Origin of the sequence: Secundilactobacillus pentosiphilus, from assembly GCF_002217985.1 — a bacterium.
In the GTDB taxonomy this organism is placed as follows: Bacteria; Bacillota; Bacilli; order Lactobacillales; family Lactobacillaceae; genus Secundilactobacillus; species Secundilactobacillus pentosiphilus.
Genome location: NZ_BCMI01000024.1, coordinates 18809 through 36259, shown reverse-complemented (window position 1 = coordinate 36259; position 17451 = coordinate 18809). Strand labels below are relative to the sequence as shown.

The following is a 17451-nucleotide window of genomic DNA, read 5'->3' as shown; positions in this document are numbered from 1 at the left end:
CCCTGTTAAATATGCTTTAATAGCTATAATTTTAGTATCCCAGGAAATTTTAGTCATAGAAATACCCCCAAAGTTGTTTCCAACTTTGGGGGTACACGTCAGTGACCTTAGCTCTTTTTATTAATCCCCAAATAGCCTTTCTCATTTTAAAAGCAAAGGAGGCTGTGACTTAAGTCATAAATCATAGCTTTCAAAAAAGGTTTATCGAAGAAATCAAAATTTGATTTCTCGATAAACCTTTTTTCTGAATAAAGTCAGGGTTTTATCCCCTAATGTTGACCATTTTTGCCATGTTTAACGCCATAATGACGATACCGGTTTCCTTGGTTACCTTGTTCAAGCCTCGGACCATAAATCGTTTGAATCCTAAAGAAGCCTTCATTCTACCGAAGACTGGTTCGACATCTATTTTACGTCGGGCATAAATTTGCGCGGTCGTTTCCGTGGTTAATCGTTCCCGTTGTTGAGCTTTAAAATATTCCCAGCTGGGATTGATACTGATATATCGGGTTTGTCCAGACTGCGTTAGGGCTGCTGGGATAACTTGGTGATCCTCGTCGAATTTTTCTGCGCGATAGATTTTGAAATCACGCGTAACACCACTATTGTCAGTACGTTGAGAATAACGCTGAAAGTTAAATCTAACGCCCCGTTGATCAATATAATAATCGTCCTCAGCGAAGTAGGTCCAGTTCATCACTTTACGATCATCGGACTGCCATTGACGACTTTGTTCTTTTAACATCGTTCCGTACGGAATGATGGCTTGATGATGCTGATAGTTATCTTCTATTGTGCGGTAATTAGCCTCTGAACCATAACCAGCATCAGCCACGATGTGCTCAGCCAACGCGTTGGTATTTGATAAGGTACTCAGAAATGGAATTAAAGTTTTCGTATCAGTTGGGCGCTGGAATAAACCAAAACCTAATACGAATTGATTATTAGTAGCGATTTGTAAATTATAGGCTGGCTTCAGCTGACCGTTCAGCATCGGATCTTCTTTGACGCGCATGAAGGTGCTATCCTGATCAGTTTTAGAATAACTATTGCGGTCACCAAAGGTTTCCATTTGTTTCTGGTGTTCAATCATTTTTGCTTTACGCTGGTTTAATTGCCGTTTGATTTTTTTAATATGACGACGTGATTGCTTAGCTGGGTTAGGCGATAATTGGGGTTGTCGCTCGATTTCGTCATTCAATTTATCAAGTCGGTCTTCTAGTCGGGTGATGACTTCATCCATCATTTCTAATGTTAGATTAGTATCTTCTGGAACGAAAGCTGCGCCGTAGGCTTGCTTAATATCAGCCAAGATTTTTTGGATGGCTTCACGATTCATCTGATCAAAGCGCACGATATTTTTTCGCCAGACAAAACTATACTTATTGGCATCAGCCAAAATCTTGGTACCATCAATAAAAGTCACATCGTCGATTAAGTTTTGACGACGCAAGTAGTCAACCAACTGGTCTAACCCATCGTGAATCAAAGTTTCTAACTCATCGGAAATTCGGAAGCGACAGATCGTCCGGTAAGTGGGCATCTGTTCCTGAGTCAGCCAACGAGCCGTTAAGTTTTCCACCGCAAAGGTTTCGATTCGGCGACTACTAAAGACCCCACGCGTGTAGGCGAAAAGAACCAGCTTCATCATGGCACCCAAATCATATTCTCGAGGACGACCGAATAGATAGTGCTCCTTGATTGAGAGTGACTCAACCAGTTCATTAATATAGTAAGCAGGACTATCTTTTTGAACGGTATAGTCAGTAGTTAGCGGTAAAATTGTTTGATTCATGTTATAATTTGTCATGTTGGATTGTCCTTTCGGGGATGATTTTTAGGGTATCGGGGGCAACCGATACTCTTTTTTTCTGTCATTATATCAAAAAAGCAGGTAGTTAAAAATCCGAGGATTTTAACTACCTGCTTTTGAATTAAGAGACTTATGTCACAGCCTCCTTTCCTACTCTAAACAAAAATTACTGCAAGTTTACCAACGTTTGTGCAGCCTTCCGTCCTTGGTGAACGATACCCGAAATAGCTGTTCCTGAACCAGGATAGTAAGGCCCAATCCAGCCGCCGGCGTTCAAGCCAGCCGCGTACAGACCCTGAATTGGACGGTCAAAGGCATCTAAGACTTGTCCGTCAACGTTAATGGTCAACCCGCCAATGGCACCAAGGTTCGTTGCTTTATTATGATAAGCATAAAACGGTGCATGCAGTGGCTTCAAACCAGTCTGCCGACCAAATTCTAAGTCTTTTTGACCTGCCATGTTTTGGTTCCAGGTTTTGATTGTGTCGTTTAAATTAGCTTCAGGGATGTGCAGTAGTTCGGCAAGTTGCGCCACTGATTGCGCTTTTTTAACTACTCCATCGGCAACGTCTTTGGCTAAGGTTTCATCCGTCCAAACGCTACCGGGTTCGTGAATAGAATCGCCGTCAAAGATCATGTAAGTGGGTGCTTCTAACTGCTTTTCCTGCTGGAAAATAGCCCGGTACTGGTAAGCGTATGTGGCGTCTTCACACACAAACCGCTTACCGGCACCATTGACAAAGATCAGTGGGATCGTTGGTATCTGGTTATTGGTCCCGTTACCAGTCTTCCCGCAAAAATCAATCGTTCCGCCCATACCGCTCACGGCAGCACCCGCGGATAATCCCATCATCAAACCATCGCCCGTATCGGATTTGGCTGACAGGCAGGTATTGTACATCAAGTCGTTATAGTGTTGTTGGTTAAACGCTTTGGCAAGGGCTGGATTATGATCAATGCTGGCCGTTGCTAAAATAACGCCGCGCTTCGCTTCAATTAATTTATCAGTCCCTTGGTGGCGTACTTTAACCCCGTGCACTGCTTTACTGCTTTGATCTTGGACTAACGCAATCGCTGGTGTTTCATACTTAATCACCGCACCGGCTTCCTGTGCTGCCTTTAGAAGAGTTTGTGTCAAAACCAGGCCATCGCCCATGCCGCCGCCAGTTCCTGTGCCATTATCGTAAACGTGAATCCGGTCAGCAAAGTCAGCATCATCAACGTACGGAATGTGGCAGTGTCCGTATACACTGATCCAGTTCAAGCCGAGCTTTGATAACCATTCAATGTTCTTCGGTGCCCCTTCGGCTAAATCTTTGACTAAATCGGGATTAACGGTGTTCTCTCCCGCCTTTAACCAGAGTTTAGCGTGTTTTTCTGGGGTGTCATCCTTATATTTCGTGGTGGTCTTTTGGAGTTTAGTGCCCGCCGCTTGAACCACACCACCGGAAAAGTTAGTCGTACCACCGGGAATCCCGCTCTTTTCGCTAATGTAGACAGAGAGGCCATTTCGCGCGGCCTCCGCAGCCGCGGCTAGGCCCGCGCCACCAGCACCGACTACTACCACATCGTAACTAGCATCAAACTTTAATTCGGGTGAATACGCAACAGCTGGTGTGGCTACCGAAGTATTTTGCGGCGTTTCATTTGGTCGATGAGAAGCACCCGTGATGGCATCATTTTCAGTCTCTTGATACGGATTAGCCACATTAATATCAACCGCTTCTTGGGCTGTCAAATCACCCTTAGCTACCGCCATCGCTTTTTGCACCGCGTTTTTAAAGCTGCTGGCACTCACGGTGGCGCCAGAAACGGCGTCTACATCCGCCGAATTAACCGCTTTCATTTTGGCCTGCATCTCATTGATTCCAAGCGCCCCTACAGTCCCCGACTTAACGTCTGGAACAACATCGATTAGCCGGTTATCATCATCTACCGTGATGGTTGCCTTAACAATCCCGTGAAACCCTTGAACCGCACCCACAAATTGTTTACTCATCTCAACGACTTCCTTCCGTATAAATTGACTTTGTTCATTTATTAACAGCATTGTAACACTATTTTATTACCTTGGTAAGACTTTTATAAAGTCCAGTCAGATAATGTTATACTGATAGTGTTTAAATTGGAGGTATCGACAATGACCAAAGCAACTGATGCCAGTATTATGAGTACGGCAATCCAACTATTCAAACAATCGTCATTTGATCAAGTAACCATCAATGAGATTTGCACAAAATGTGATATTACTAAACCAACTTTTTACTACCATTTTGAAAATAAAGACCAGCTGATAAGCACTTATTTCCGAACGCTGATCACTCGCCTGCCGCAAGAGCTGCTGGCAACCAACGCTGGTGAGAACGACTTGGAAAAAATCTACACGTTTTATGAACGCACTATTGGGGTGATCACGGAGATGGGCCCCGATCTTTACAGCCAGCTGTACGTTTCCAACCTCAAACGCAATCAGCATACGTTTGATTTTAATGACAGCACCGATCGCTACGTGACAACGCTGATTCAACAAGCCCAAAAAGCTGGCATTATTCAAAATCAATCAGAAGCGGCTGAGTTGTACACCAACTCGGTATTGCTATTTGAGGGCTATGAAATTAACTGGTGCTTTCAGTCGGGTAATTTCGACGTGGTGCCCTACTTTGAACGGGGATTAGAAATTTTATTTGAAGTTGAACGGCAGTACCAGCAATCACGTTTAAAGGGGTTTGTTTTGAATTAAAGACGGGAATTAGTGACTTTTTCGTTGAGTTCAAACGCTTTAGTTCGATGCCTTAATTAATATTTTTGCTTCACGCTTTCAGTATAAAGCGCTTACAAAATTACAAACATTGTGATATTCTGTGCATGTTACTAAAAAAAGAAGGACGTGTTGATTTTGGCAAACTACAATTTTTTAAAACCCTATAAATTTGAAAACGGAGCGGAAGTCAAAAACCGGGTGGTCATGGCCCCGATGACTGAAGCAAGCGCTTTTGCGGACGGCCGTGTCACATCCAATGAAGTTAACTACTACGCTCAGCGAGCTGGTGGCCCAGGCATGATCATCACGGCGGTCGCTAACGTCACGCCGCACGGTAAAGGAATTGAGGGTGAACTGTCAGTTGCTGACGATAAATTCATCCCTGGCCTGCGTAAAATTGCCACGGCCATTAAATCAAAGGGCAGTAAAGCAATTCTCCAGATTTTCCACGCCGGACGAATGACTAATTCACAAATTCTCCGGGGCGTTCAACCCGAATCAGCGAGTGATATTCCAGCTAACCGACTAGGGGCAGAAACTCCTCGGCCTTTAAAAGAAGCTGAGATTGAAGAAATCATTACTGCCTTTGGTCAGGCCACCAGACGTGCCATAGAAGCTGGCTTTGACGGTGTCGAAATTCACGGTGCCAATACCTATCTGGTACAGCAATTCTTTTCACCCCACTCTAATCGGCGAACGGACAAATGGGGCGGCTCCTTTGAAAACAGGACCCGCTTCCCACTAGCCGTGATCAAAGCCTGCCAAGATGCCATCAACGCTAACGCAAACACCCCATTTATTTTAGGCTACCGGCTTTCTCCAGAAGAAGTTGAAACGCCAGGGATTCGGTTAGCGGACACGTTGAAATTAGTCGACTTGCTAGGTAATCAGCCAATTGACTATCTCCATATTTCGATGGGTTACGTTTGGCGAACATCCTTAAATGACGAAAACGATTCAGAACCGATTATTGACAAAATCAAGCAGGTATTGAAGCAGCGTCTGCCTCTTATTAGTGTTGGTGCCGTGGAAACACCAGCAGACGCCGCAAAAGTCATTGATGATGGCCTCGACTTTGTTGGTATCGGCCGTGAACTGCTTCGGGAACCGCAGTGGGTTCAAAAAATTGAAAAGAATGACGAAAATGCCATCCGCTACACAATATCAATTTCCGATCTCCCAGAAATTGGTATTACTGACACTTTTTGGGAATTCATTAACGGTTATCTAAAATCGGCAATGCATATTTCTAATCAGCCCGATGAATTTGATAAGAAGATGTTTGCTAAGAAACTCGCACCACACGAGGGTTAAAACGTCAAACAGCTTTTGAAGATATACCATTTCCAATATGTTTCAGAACTTAATCCGATTAACCGCACATATTTAAAAAGCAGGCCGAGAAATTTCTCAGCCTGCTTATTTAGATCCTGATTTAGTTTAATTTAACTCAATCGCTTAACCAATTGTACGGTAGTAAGCCGTTACGTTAACGGTGCCCGTGTCACTGGCTGTGGTTGGAGTATCAGTGGCATGGTCGAACATGTACGTAATGCCGTCGTTACCAATAAATTGACGTAATTCGGCATTGGCGATGATGTTTTCGGTGTTCTTCGCAGTCGCGGTGTCGCCTGGTTTAACCTGGAAGGCCAACTTCTTGCCGGCGGCGTCCAAACTAGCCTGGTCGCTGCTCTTCAAAGTGATGTCTGAGCCGCTAGTGGTCTTCATTTGAACGTTCATGCCCTTCGTCAGACTAGCAGGGTCAGCGGCTTTAACGTAGTAAACCACCGTGTCGCCGTTCTTAGCAACGGCTGCCGCGGCATTGTTTGCTAACGAAGCGGAACTGCCGTTGTCGTTGTCATAAGGCACGTAACCTGAAGGGACGTTATCAAAAATGCTCTTCAAGTTATTAGTCGTCGTCACGTTAGTCGTTGCGGCGCTCTTATCGAAGGTCACTGAACCGGTGCCGACTTCTTGGCCAGTACTCTTATCGACGTAGCTGACTTTAACTTGGTTGCCCTGCGGTGCCTGAACACCTAAGTTATAGATCCAGCCAGTGATGGATGGGTTCTGCTCGTCCTTAACTTGGTAGTATACCCAGCCTTCACGGGTCTTGGTTTCAGCACCGGTCAGGGTGAAGGTATCAGTCGTGTTAAAGCCGGTCAGTTTCTTAGCCTTGTACTGGGTGTACTTCGGGTTGTTCCAGAGAGTCCATTTAGATGGATTCGTCATGGTGTAGCCCGTTGTCACGCTTGGCAGGCTTGCGGAACTGGTCGTTTGAACGGACGCGATCCCGCCGGCAAACTTGCTGATATCCTTACCACCATAGATCCAGCCACGGTACTTCGCGTCAAACGAAACGATCTTGTAGTAGACGGAACCGCGGCTCGTCGTGGTAACGGAATAAGCACGGAAGTAATTATTGGAACTGTTTGAGTTGCCTAACCTGTCCATGTTCGCGCTGGAAACGATCACCCGGGCACCTTTGGAAGTCCCCACCTTGTTGTACAGGGCGTGGGTTCCGTTTGGCACGACGTTACGGGTTTCTGGCGCGGTGGTCAAAGTAGTCGCTTTATTGACACTGGCGTATGACTTGGCATTAGCCGTGGTCGCAGCAAAACTACCGGCACCAAGGACGGATGCAGCAGCTAAACCAACGTATAAGGTTTTCTTCAAACTAGATTTCATCAAATACACTCCTTTTTTCAAACCGGATGCTAATCCCCCGATTAGCTACAGCTATTCTATCATGTCACCGCGAGGAGTTGTGATAATATGCTGGGCGATAAACTGTCAGGACACAGAAAAGCCGTGCAATGATTGCACGGCCATAATTGTTAAAATTTTCTAAAGACTTAATCCGTGGTGGGACCCGAAGTGCCCAGTGGCGTGTAGTAAGTCTTTCCGCCTAATGAATACAGGCTGTAAAAGCTTGAATAGTCGGCGTCTTCGTTATTTGAAGGGTTCACTTGCGGCTCGTGCAAGTTCTTCATCGACAAACGATACTCGTAGGCGCCCTTGTGACCGACCCGGGTCGTTTTAAAGCCCTTGAGCGATTTGCTCAAGTACAGGTAACGGGTGCTGCCCTTGTTAGTGGTCTTCTTGATCTTGGCGGAGGCTACCGGCTTATTGAAGTAACGGTTGTAAAATTGCGCTGCTGCGTTCTTCTTATGAACCTCGACGTAGCCGTTATCGGTAATCTGGACATTTTGGCTGGACTCGTCAGGCTGCTTCGTTGCTGAAGCGCCGCCCAAGTACAGATCACCGTAGCTCCAGGTTGGCATGTAAGCAGGCGTCGAGATCTGCTTAAAGGAGCCGGTGGCGATAGACGTCCCGATTTCATTTGCCTGGTAGCCCTTCTTGACACCCTTATTGAGCAAATTGTAACTCAAGCGGTTGCTGTTAAAATGGACTTCAGGATACAGGCTGCCCGTCGTGGCCGTGCCAAAAGAATGGGCATCGCCGTCAACGATGGTGCCCTTCGGCAACGTCATCGACTTCGAATAAGACTTGAGTTTAGTCGAATGCGTCTTTTCGTAGTTGATGGTCACCTTAGTTGCTCTCGTCGTTCGATAATAAGTGGCAATGTGTAAGTAATGTTTGCGGGCCGTTTGACCGGCGATTTGGACGGTTGATGCCGCGTGGGCATTCGTTGTCCCCGCGCCAACGGTGGCAAAGGCGGCCAGCCCTAGTAGGCCGGCGATTATTTTTTTATACATTTTAAATTCCCTCTCCCTTTAAATCTACTTATAGAATAGTCCGCTTTGGTAAAAGGGGCAATCTTTAAACACTCATCTTAACCGAGTTTAAAAGTTTACTTCAAAAACCGCCTAACGATTGAGATCACTACCGCGCAAATGGCGATGTAACAGACGATATCTGCCAGCAGCCAAAGGGCACTTTCCCAAAAGGTTTGGTAAGTCGGCACCAGAAAGGCATTCAAGAGAAAGATGCCGCCGCAAACCAATTTGATCCAGTTGGGTTCCCTTTTTTTGACAGATTTCCGGATGGCTTGCTTCCAGTCGGGGATCGCCAGTAACTGATTTGCCAGGAACAAATTACAGATGAGGTAAAGGCAAAACAAACTCACTTTAACAGCCGAGCTTTCTGCTAACGGCACGGTGGCGCCGATGGCACAGAGAATACAGATAGCAAAAGCCAACCCCCATTTCACAACTTTAGCCATCATTTAAGACCACCTTTTCGATGCCGCTTCCACGCCATGTCAATTAAATCAAACAGGACGTTACCGAGATACTTCCGTAGCATGCGTATTCTCCCCTTTGAAATTTTGGTCGATAGTCAAAGGATAACATTCTGCTCAACTTCTGAAAAAGTATACTGCTGGAAAGATGTGAGAAATAATGCTTTTAATCAATGATGTTTTGAGGAGCTGCGCCGGCTAATCAGCCGGTATTTACGCTTCATGCTGAGCTTGAACCAGGCCCCTTCGCGTGCAATACTAAAGTTAATGAGAATTTATAAGATTAGACTTTTACTTCTTTTAGAAAGTTAGGTGACGATCACATGTATCGCATGATCAGTTTCGATTTAGACGGCACTTTGGCGGACACTTTTCCGGTGATTTTGAAGTCCTTTCACAATACGGTTCAGCACTTTACTGGTGAACAGATCAACGACCAGCAGATTTTCGACACCTTTGGCACTAACGAACAGGGCATGCTGCGCAGTTTGCTGCCGGACGTCCCGTTAGATATTGCTTCCGACTACTTTTACGATGTTTATCAGCAGGCACACGAAGATCTGCGGCAGCCGTTCCCAGGTATCGTGGATTTACTGAAAGACTTAACCAGCCATGGCATTCAAGTCTCCCTGCTCACCGGTAAGGGGCAGCAGGCTTGTGACATTTCGCTGAAAATGCTGGGGCTTAACGGCTACTTCAAGCCGATTTTAGTGGGTTCGCCGGAGCGTAACGTCAAGACGGATAACCTCAAACACCTGGTGGCAACACAGCAGATAGCCCCGACAGAATTGGCCTACGTTGGTGATGCTACCAGTGATATCCAGGCTTCCCAAGCCGCTGGCATCCACTGTTTTTCAGCCGCTTGGTCACCTAGCGTTCAGCTGGATGCCCTCAAGGCAGTGAACGCGGACATTTATGAATCGGTAGCTGCTTTGCGGGAAAAGTTGCTGGGTTAGATATTTTAAACTTTAAAACAAAAACCGGCTTACCTCGTTGGGTAAGCCGGTTTTTTGATGTGATTGAGACCAACTATTTTTCACGAAAATTAATATTGTACAGCTGCTTTCCCAGCTGCTGCATGGCGCTGATCTGCTTGCGTTGCGTTCCCTTTTGCGAAAGCACCACCGCGACAAAGGTTTGGCTGCCCTTTTTCACGATAGCGGCGTCGTTTTGAACACCGTAATCGGGGAATTCACCCGTCTTGTTGTAAACGGTCGCTTTTTTATTGATCAAAGCGGACAGTTTACTTTGATTGGCGTTATTCGTCATTAACTGCAGCATTTCTGCATCGTACGGCGCGCCAAGAACGCGGTGTTGAGCCAGTCTTACCAGCAGGCTACCCACGTCTTTGGCCGAGGTCACGTTATCCTTGCCAGCTTTGAGTGCCTGATAGTCCAGCATCTTGCGCTGCAGCTGCGTCTGCGTGCAGCCCAGCCGTTTAATTTCCTGATTGATGACGTTGATTCCGCCCAACCGGTCGATCAGCACGTTGGTGGCCGAATTATCGCTGTTGCGGATCATCAGTGTCAGTAATTTGCTGACCGTTAGCTGACTGACGTTTTCCTGCGCCAGTTCACCGGTGCCGCCCACGCGGTCAGCTTTAGGCACGCGCACTTCTTGATTGAGTGACAGCTGACCCGCTTTAATTTGCCGGAAAGCCGTCACCATGATGAACAGCTTGATCACGCTGGCGGACCGTTGCGTTCGGTTATGCAGGATGACGGGGTGTTTGGCCTTTAAATTATCGACGTAGATTGAGGTTTCACCGGAGGCTGAATGAGCGCATCTTTGCTCAGCCGTCCGAATTTCACCTTGTGTTGAATCCGCTGGTGAAATTGCCTTTGGCGCACTGCTAGCGGCTTTTACGTGACTCGAACTGGCCGCGACCTTACTGGTTGAAACTTTCGATTGGGTTTTGCTGGCGTGGGAGTTGGCCTTGGAACAGCCGCTAACGCCAACGGCACAAAGCAGCATTAGGCCGACTAATTTACTGAACCCAAACTTCATTGACTAGATCTCCCTTGTAGGACTTCCCATCCGTCAAGACCGGGTAGTTATCGTAAGACGTGTAGCCGTAGTAGGTTTCGTTTTCACCGTTACTCCAGGTAACGTCGATCTTCACGTTGGCGTTGATCGACTTCGTATTATTGGTACCAGAAGTGACATCGTATGACAGAATGCCGCTTTGATTGGTTGCCGAAATCGTCGCGACACCGTGATAGCTGCTGCCATCATTGTTTTCCTGAACGACGGTACCATCGGAATCAATGACCAGGTCGCTTTGCGGCCGCTTAGAATCGTAATTATAAAACGAATAGTCGCCCACGAACTTGGAGTAGTTAGAGAAACTGTCGTTAGTCGACAGATTGCTGGAACCGTTATTCGCCGCTGCCTGATTTTGCTTCTTCCCCTGTTTTAACAGGAACGCGTCGTTGCTCTTTTGAATTTGAAAGTATTCCGCTTTAAGTGAGCCGAAGCCCTTCTTACTTAAATCGGTAATCGCGATACCATTCAGGGCTTTGTTGGAGTCCTGGTAGTGCCCGTCCTCGTTCAAATTACGGGCGGTCTTGATCACACCTTCATCTTCCGAAAGCTTACTTTGGTTTTTGCTGGAGCTGCTGCTGGCACTCTGGTTAGCCTGCGAACTGCCGCAGCCGGCAAGACCAATCGTTGCCACCGTCAATATGCTTAATAGAGCTGGAATTTTTTTCATGTCGCTGCCTCTTAGATTAGTTAATATATGAACAATTTACCATTATTGTAAGCTTATCATTCCGTCAAAACAATTTGATTTGGGAAATAATTGCTAATTTTCTTGAACAAATAACTAGCCATTTTAAAATTCTGTTGCCGCTGGATCAACTTAACTGAGTAATGTGCCCGTAGATAGGGAAATGGCATCTGATAGGCAATTCATAGGTGCTATTTTTGGGTTACTTTCTATCTTCAAAGCTCAGTGCTAACATTTACCTAGATGTGTGCTTTCACAAATCCAGATAAAGGTGGGTTAGCTATGAACAATACTGAACCAGCCGCTGATATTGGCGACTACCTCAAACTCGGCGCCTGCACGGCGGTGATGTCGCAGCCAATCTTAGGTTACGCACTGACCACCAGCCCGAGTATCGCGGCGCAAACCTGGATCGGTATTTTATACAATCTAGTCAAATACACCGCGCCAGCCTTTATCTTTGGCATTTTATATACCACAACTCGCATGACGATCGATCATCGTGACCTCACGTATCGCCGTTACCTGCGAAATGCGTGGCACGCGCTGTTCATTCCCACGATTTGGTGGACGTTGGTCTACTTGCTGGTGATGCCGCAAATGCAGCAGGTCAGCCGCTATCACGATCCGCGAACGTTTCTGTGGCAATTCGTCAACGGCAACGCCGCACCCCATCTGTGGTATAACACCATGATGTTGCAATTCATCATTTTGATGCCGCTGTTTTGGGCCATTGGGCGCTGGTGCGGTCATGATCGCAGGCGCGGCATATTTACTGCCTGCGTTACGGTACTGATTGCGGCCGTGTGGCTGTGGTTCTACGATTCGCAGGTCTTCCACGGTCCGCACGCCACTGACTGGTACCTGCTGGACCGGCTGTTTGTCAGCTTTCTCATCTACGGGATCTTTGGCGTGCTAGCGTGGCAGTATCACGAACGGTTTGACCGTTTGATTCTGAAATGGTGGCCGGTGATCGCCGAAGTATTCGCTGGTGCTTTTTGGTGGACCAACCAGGAGCTGTTTCGCTACGGCTTCCCCGTTAAATTAACCAACGCACCCTACTACAAGCCGTCCATGACAGTGTACGACCTGGCAATCATCGGTTTGTTTGCGGCGCTCTGCTTGTTTCAAGTACGCGCCAAGCGGCCGTTTACCAAGTTCGTGCACCGCTTTGCCGGTTTCGCCTACAAAGCCTATTTGTCCAATGTCTTTTGGTCCGAATGCCTGTGGCTGCTGTTTGGCAGAACGCTGACGACGGCTCACACTTTGACGGGTATTTTAGTGATTTACGTGCTGACATGGTGCCTGTCCTTTGGCTCAGCGTTTGGGATCCACGCGGTTTGGGTGCGAGTTAAACCGAAATGCGTAAAAAGTCAAAATTTTAGTTAAGCCACCAAAAAAGCAGGTCAGCTGGACCTGCTTTTTTTTACCGTTTATTTCTTATAAAAATAACTGTGAATTGCTTTGTGCGTCATCGGATTCCATCCGTAGGTTACCAGCGCAGTTTTGCCCTTGTGGTGGGTTCGTTTAAGCGGCCAACCAGATTCACCCTTAGCAATGCCCAAACGATAATACCCGCTCTTAGACTTCTTTGATACACTCAATCGATACCCAGATGAGGTTTTACGCTTACCTGAAACTGACCAGGTATCATTACTTTTTTTACCGTGTTTATAAGAGCTAACTGAAAATTCATACTTTGAAATTACCACATACTGCGTTTTGGATACCCACTTACCGCGTAACGACGTTGGTGTCGTGGTGTACTTTGAATGTGCTGAAGCTGATTGTGATATAGCGCTCATCCCAATTAAAGCGATCACTGCCACTAACCCAATGATGATGTAATTCTTAAACCGTTTGATCACGTCAATATCCCCCAATTCGTTAAATACCAGCATATGCACGGTTGCATCTGCTAAAACAATTAAAAGTTTACGCTAGTTTACTGAAAAATCAATCTATCTGGCTCATTTTAATTTGTGCTGAATGCTAAAATATCCGCCCTTAACTTTTTTGTATCTTCATGTCCGAGTTGCCTTCAAAAAAATGTGCTCACTTGATTTAGGTCAATTTCAAATCAAGTCAAAGCGACTAAACTATAGATAATCAAAACAAACAAGAATAACTAAAAAGGAGATCATTATTATGACAACAAAACGTGCGATTTTACAATTAGATGGTTTGACCTGCCCTTCCTGCATGACCAAGATCGAAAGTGCCTTGGCACACCAACCAGGTGTCGAAAAAGTTAAGGTTTTGTTTAACGCCAGCAAGGCCAAGGCCGACTTCGATGACAGCCAGGTCTCCGCGGAAGAACTCGGCCAAGTGGTCGACAAGTTAGGCTACGAAGTCAAGAAGATCAAGGTGAAAGACCAGGTTGCGGCAAAGTAAAAGCTACAACCAATTAAATTAATCGGCCGACTGAGAGCGGTCAATTTAATCACCATTTCCCCCAAACATCACTCAGTTCCACATCGTTTTAAAACAGCGTTGCTAAATCTCCCCTCGGATTTAGCGACGCTGTTTTGGTGTTTTCTTCGTCGCTGATACTGGAGGTCGATTAGTTTCAACTTAATTTTTCACCCGTATGTTTCCACACTTGTAACGTCCTTACTTTCCGAGGCTTTAACGAACACATTACATCAACCTGTTTTATAAAATGAATTGAACTTTTTTAAACGCTAAGATATACTAAAAAAGTCGCAAAAAGGTTTACAAGTCAAGATACTTATTAAAAATAAGTCTCAATCAACCTGCAACCCGTAAATGAACTATCACCAAAAAATGCATAAGAGAGAATACAATGGGAAACAAAGGGTTAACCGATAGTCAAAATACGAAGTGTCATTATAAGATGTACAAAGCAGGACGTAAATGGATGTTCTGCGGAATCACCCTTGCGAGCCTCACCATGGCTGGCTTTATGGGCGGAAGCACGGCGCACGCTGCCGCACCAGCAGCAACCACACAAACTCAGTCAGCATCAGCGCAACCAGCTGGCACTGAAACCAAGTCGACTGCTGATCAGCCAGGTGTAACGGGGGTTGCTACCCCAGCACCCGCTTCTGATGCAACGGATGCAGCACAACCAGGACAATCAACGGCCGCCAACGCAGCCGCCAACTCAAACACGCTAACCTCTGATGCCACCCCCACGGCACCAGCTGTTCAAACCGGCAACCAAGTTACAGTTGACCCGTCAAACTTTCAACAGGCCTTTGAAGTCCATGGCGACGCTCATTTTGACAATACAACCCCGGGGACTGTGACCCTCACGGATTACACCGGTGGGCTGCAAGGCAGCATGACGCTTAAAAATAAGATCAGCCTCAACCAGTCATTCGACATTAAGGGCCAAATCAACCTTGGTGCTGTTGACCAGCATAACAGCGGTACTAGCGGCAACAATGGTAACGGTGGCGATGGCTTAGCCTTTGGCTTCCACGACGCCAACAGTGATACCGTTGGTGATGGCGGTGCTGGACTGGGCCTTGCCAAAATTCCTGACGCGATCGGCTGGAAAGCAGATACTACATACAACTGGACGCTTACCAATGATGCCCAGCCTGATCCAGGCGACTTTAGTAACGGCTCTCGCAAACCAGGCAGTAACGACTGGGGCGGCGGTCAAGCCTTTGGCGCTTTCATTCAAAGCACAAAGGATACCGGTGTTCCGGGTAACACGCCAGGAGTGGTTACCACCACTGGCGTCACTTCTGGATTAGACAGTGCGCAGGCCATTGACGCACCAGCGCCAAGCGCCGATGATAAAGCTAAGTCGACCGACCCTAAGTACTGGACTGGTGAATTCAAGGACATCGAAATCAATTACAACCCCAACTTTGGCGGTAAAGTGGTTGACGGCAAAATTGTCGATGCTAAAAAAACACTGACGGTTACCTATGATAACAAAAAGTGGCAAAAAGACATCACCGATTGGGCAGCTGATAAAACCGACACGGCGTTCTTCGTTTCTGCTGGGACGGCAGCTAACCTGAACCTTCAGCAATTCCGTCTGCAGTCGTTCACTTATCAGCCAGCCGCAACCGTTGACGTTAAATACTATTATTCAACGGATCAAAACCTCATTGACCACCCGACTGCTCCGGTAGATCAGGCTGACCTTAAAGAAATTCCGGATTTTGTCGGCGAAGTTGACTATCCTTCGGGCGCCTACGTCGGTAACGCCTATCTAACATGGCCTCTGTCAATCAAAGGGTATTCATTTGTTCGTGTACTGGATGGTTCACTGTCCGAAAACGGAACTTTGGATAAGGCCGGCAACAACGGTGCGGTCAACTACCTGTACGTGCAAAACGGTAACTTCGGTCAAAAAGCAATCATCAGATTTTGGGATAAGAACACCCATCAGCAACTGGGCCAAACCGTCACGCTTGAGGGCAAAAACAACACCCAAGCTAACTATTCAGATCAAGCTGCCATTGACGCCTATATCAACGATGGTTACGCCTATAATCCGCAAGATGACGACACGCTAACTGGGATTACTTATGATAACGACAACGATAAAGACCAAAACTACAACGTTTATTTGTCACATCAACTGCAAACAACGCCAGAAACGCAAACTGTCACCCGGACCATCAATTACGTCAGTGCAGCGAATGGCACAGTTCTACACGCCCCAACCGTTGCAACTTTGACCTTTACTCGGGGTGCAACCACTGATTTAGTCACCAAAACCACTACCACTGGTGACTGGTCTGCCGCACAAGCCTTCCTTAAAACTCCAAATCCGGATATTGACGGCTACTATACAACCGAGCAACCAGTGCCGGCACTGACAGTCGATTTGAAGCAAGGCATGCCAACAAACGATCAGCTAAATTTGACCGTTAAGTACCTGAATATCATTGGCAAAGTACCAAATACCGCGCCACGAGTTTGGACTAAGGTTAAAGTTGGTAAACCTCTTCATTATCAGTATCCTACTGGTAAAGTGCCAAATACTGCGCCACGGGTTTGGACCAAAGTTCAGGTTGGTAAACCTCTTCACTATCAGTATCCTACTGGCAAAGTACCAAATACTGCGCCACAGGTTTGGACCAAAGCTCAGGTCCCGAATCCCGTTACTAAACCTGGGACAGTACCTACTACTGACCCTCAAGCTTGGACCAAGGCTCAAGTTGCTGAACCTGTTTATGCAACCGGCAAACTTCCGGACACTGATCCGCAATTCCGCGAAGAAGTTGGCCCTGCAGTTTGGACCTTCCCGCAGGTACGGACACAAGTCCCAGACAACGCGCCATTCGTTCCTAATGATTCGCAGAGTCGTACAAACGTTCCAGTGCAACCAGACACGTTGGTGACAACACCGACTGGCGATCATGACACCGGCACGCCAATCAAGACAACCCCAACTGGCGATCACGGTACTGACACATCCATTACGACGACCACTGGTGCGGATACCGCCACGAACACTGCTAATGGTTTAGGTAAAACCGGCAGCATCATTACGGCCGAGGATGACGCCATCGCTGTCCCTTTGACTAGTCCTTCAGCACAAACGACTCAACTGGCAGCTGACCAGGGACAAGCGGTCGCCCAACCGGCAGAAAATAACCGTCGAAAGCTGACAGTTAATACCGCCACGATGAAATTACCGCAAACCAACGAACAAAGCACCAGTATTTGGGCACTATTCGGCTTAAGTTTGATGAGTGCCTTGAGTTTGTTTGGTTTTACTAAGCAACGGAAACACGAAAATAATGATTAATTAACAACTATCACCCTCAAGAAGGCCTCTGGAAAACCAGCGGTCTTTTTTGGATCTTTCAATTCATTTTTATTGAAGCATAATTTTTAAATCCGTATAACACTGTATATATACTGTGTTATACTCATCTTGGTACACATGATTATTAAGTTTGGGTGTCCTGAATATTGATGTGCATCCATTTTTTTAACTGTAATCT

The 17451-nt window shown here is 46.6% G+C and carries 13 protein-coding genes and 1 pseudogene; 6 read left to right on the top strand and 8 right to left on the bottom strand.

Going from position 1 to position 17451, the window contains the following annotated elements:
• Positions 1-271: 271 nt before the first annotated feature.
• A pseudogene (locus CES81_RS10400) lies at positions 272-1810 on the bottom strand (IS1182 family transposase); the annotation flags it as partial.
• A gap of 169 nt (positions 1811-1979) precedes the next feature.
• On the bottom strand, positions 1980-3812 hold the full coding sequence (locus tag CES81_RS10395; protein WP_089121699.1) for an FAD-dependent oxidoreductase: 1833 nt from the start codon (positions 3810-3812) through the stop codon (positions 1980-1982).
• Between the two features lie 141 nt (positions 3813-3953).
• Here CES81_RS10395 and CES81_RS10390 point away from each other — a divergent pair, with 141 nt between their 5' ends.
• Both CES81_RS10390 and CES81_RS10385 read left to right on the top strand, forming a co-directional pair.
• On the top strand, positions 3954-4553 hold the full coding sequence (locus CES81_RS10390) for a TetR/AcrR family transcriptional regulator (protein WP_089121698.1): 600 nt from the start codon (positions 3954-3956) through the stop codon (positions 4551-4553).
• 153 nt (positions 4554-4706) lie between these two features.
• Entirely contained in the window at positions 4707-5888 is a 1182-nt protein-coding gene (locus CES81_RS10385; protein WP_089121701.1) for an NADH-dependent flavin oxidoreductase, read from the top strand.
• A 144-nt stretch (positions 5889-6032) separates the two neighbouring features.
• Here CES81_RS10385 and CES81_RS10380 read toward each other — a convergent pair whose 3' ends face one another.
• The 3 genes from CES81_RS10380 to CES81_RS10370 form a co-directional block, all read right to left on the bottom strand.
• Positions 6033-7262, bottom strand: coding sequence for an S-layer protein (locus CES81_RS10380; RefSeq protein ID WP_089121697.1), 1230 nt, complete (start codon positions 7260-7262; stop codon positions 6033-6035).
• Between the two features lie 167 nt (positions 7263-7429).
• Complete coding sequence (locus tag CES81_RS10375) at positions 7430-8293, bottom strand: hypothetical protein (RefSeq protein ID WP_089121696.1); 864 nt, start codon at positions 8291-8293, stop codon at positions 7430-7432.
• A gap of 95 nt (positions 8294-8388) precedes the next feature.
• Positions 8389-8763, bottom strand: a complete 375-nt coding sequence (locus tag CES81_RS10370; protein ID WP_089121695.1) for a hypothetical protein — start codon at positions 8761-8763, stop codon at positions 8389-8391.
• Between the two features lie 338 nt (positions 8764-9101).
• Between CES81_RS10370 and CES81_RS10365 the strand changes: the two genes are divergently transcribed.
• A complete protein-coding gene (locus tag CES81_RS10365; protein ID WP_089121694.1) occupies positions 9102-9734 on the top strand; it encodes an HAD family hydrolase in 633 nt (210 codons plus the stop codon).
• A 73-nt stretch (positions 9735-9807) separates the two neighbouring features.
• Here the strand turns inward: CES81_RS10365 and CES81_RS10360 are convergent, their stop codons facing one another.
• The gene (locus CES81_RS10360) at positions 9808-10785 is read right to left on the bottom strand and encodes a serine hydrolase (protein WP_089121693.1); all 978 of its coding nucleotides are present in this window, start codon (positions 10783-10785) and stop codon (positions 9808-9810) included.
• Complete coding sequence (locus CES81_RS10355) at positions 10766-11491, bottom strand: hypothetical protein (RefSeq protein WP_089121692.1); 726 nt, start codon at positions 11489-11491, stop codon at positions 10766-10768. Before CES81_RS10355 ends, CES81_RS10360 begins: the two co-directional genes overlap by 20 nt.
• A 300-nt stretch (positions 11492-11791) precedes the next feature.
• Between CES81_RS10355 and CES81_RS10350 the strand changes: the two genes are divergently transcribed.
• The gene (locus CES81_RS10350; RefSeq protein ID WP_089121691.1) at positions 11792-12898 is read left to right on the top strand and encodes an acyltransferase family protein; all 1107 of its coding nucleotides are present in this window, start codon (positions 11792-11794) and stop codon (positions 12896-12898) included.
• A 44-nt stretch (positions 12899-12942) separates the two neighbouring features.
• On the opposite strand, the gene CES81_RS10345 is transcribed toward CES81_RS10350, so the two are convergent.
• Positions 12943-13377 carry a hypothetical protein gene (locus CES81_RS10345; RefSeq protein WP_145993341.1) on the bottom strand — a complete coding sequence of 145 codons (435 nt, stop codon included), beginning with the start codon at positions 13375-13377 and terminating at the stop codon, positions 12943-12945.
• A gap of 280 nt (positions 13378-13657) precedes the next feature.
• Here CES81_RS10345 and CES81_RS10340 point away from each other — a divergent pair, with 280 nt between their 5' ends.
• Together CES81_RS10340 and CES81_RS10335 are read left to right on the top strand one after the other, a co-directional pair.
• Positions 13658-13903: a heavy-metal-associated domain-containing protein gene (locus tag CES81_RS10340; protein WP_089087525.1), complete on the top strand. Its 246-nt coding sequence runs from the start codon at positions 13658-13660 to the stop codon at positions 13901-13903.
• A 412-nt stretch (positions 13904-14315) separates the two neighbouring features.
• A complete protein-coding gene (locus tag CES81_RS10335) occupies positions 14316-17252 on the top strand; it encodes a lectin-like domain-containing protein (protein ID WP_089121689.1) in 2937 nt (978 codons plus the stop codon).
• Positions 17253-17451 lie beyond the last annotated feature (199 nt).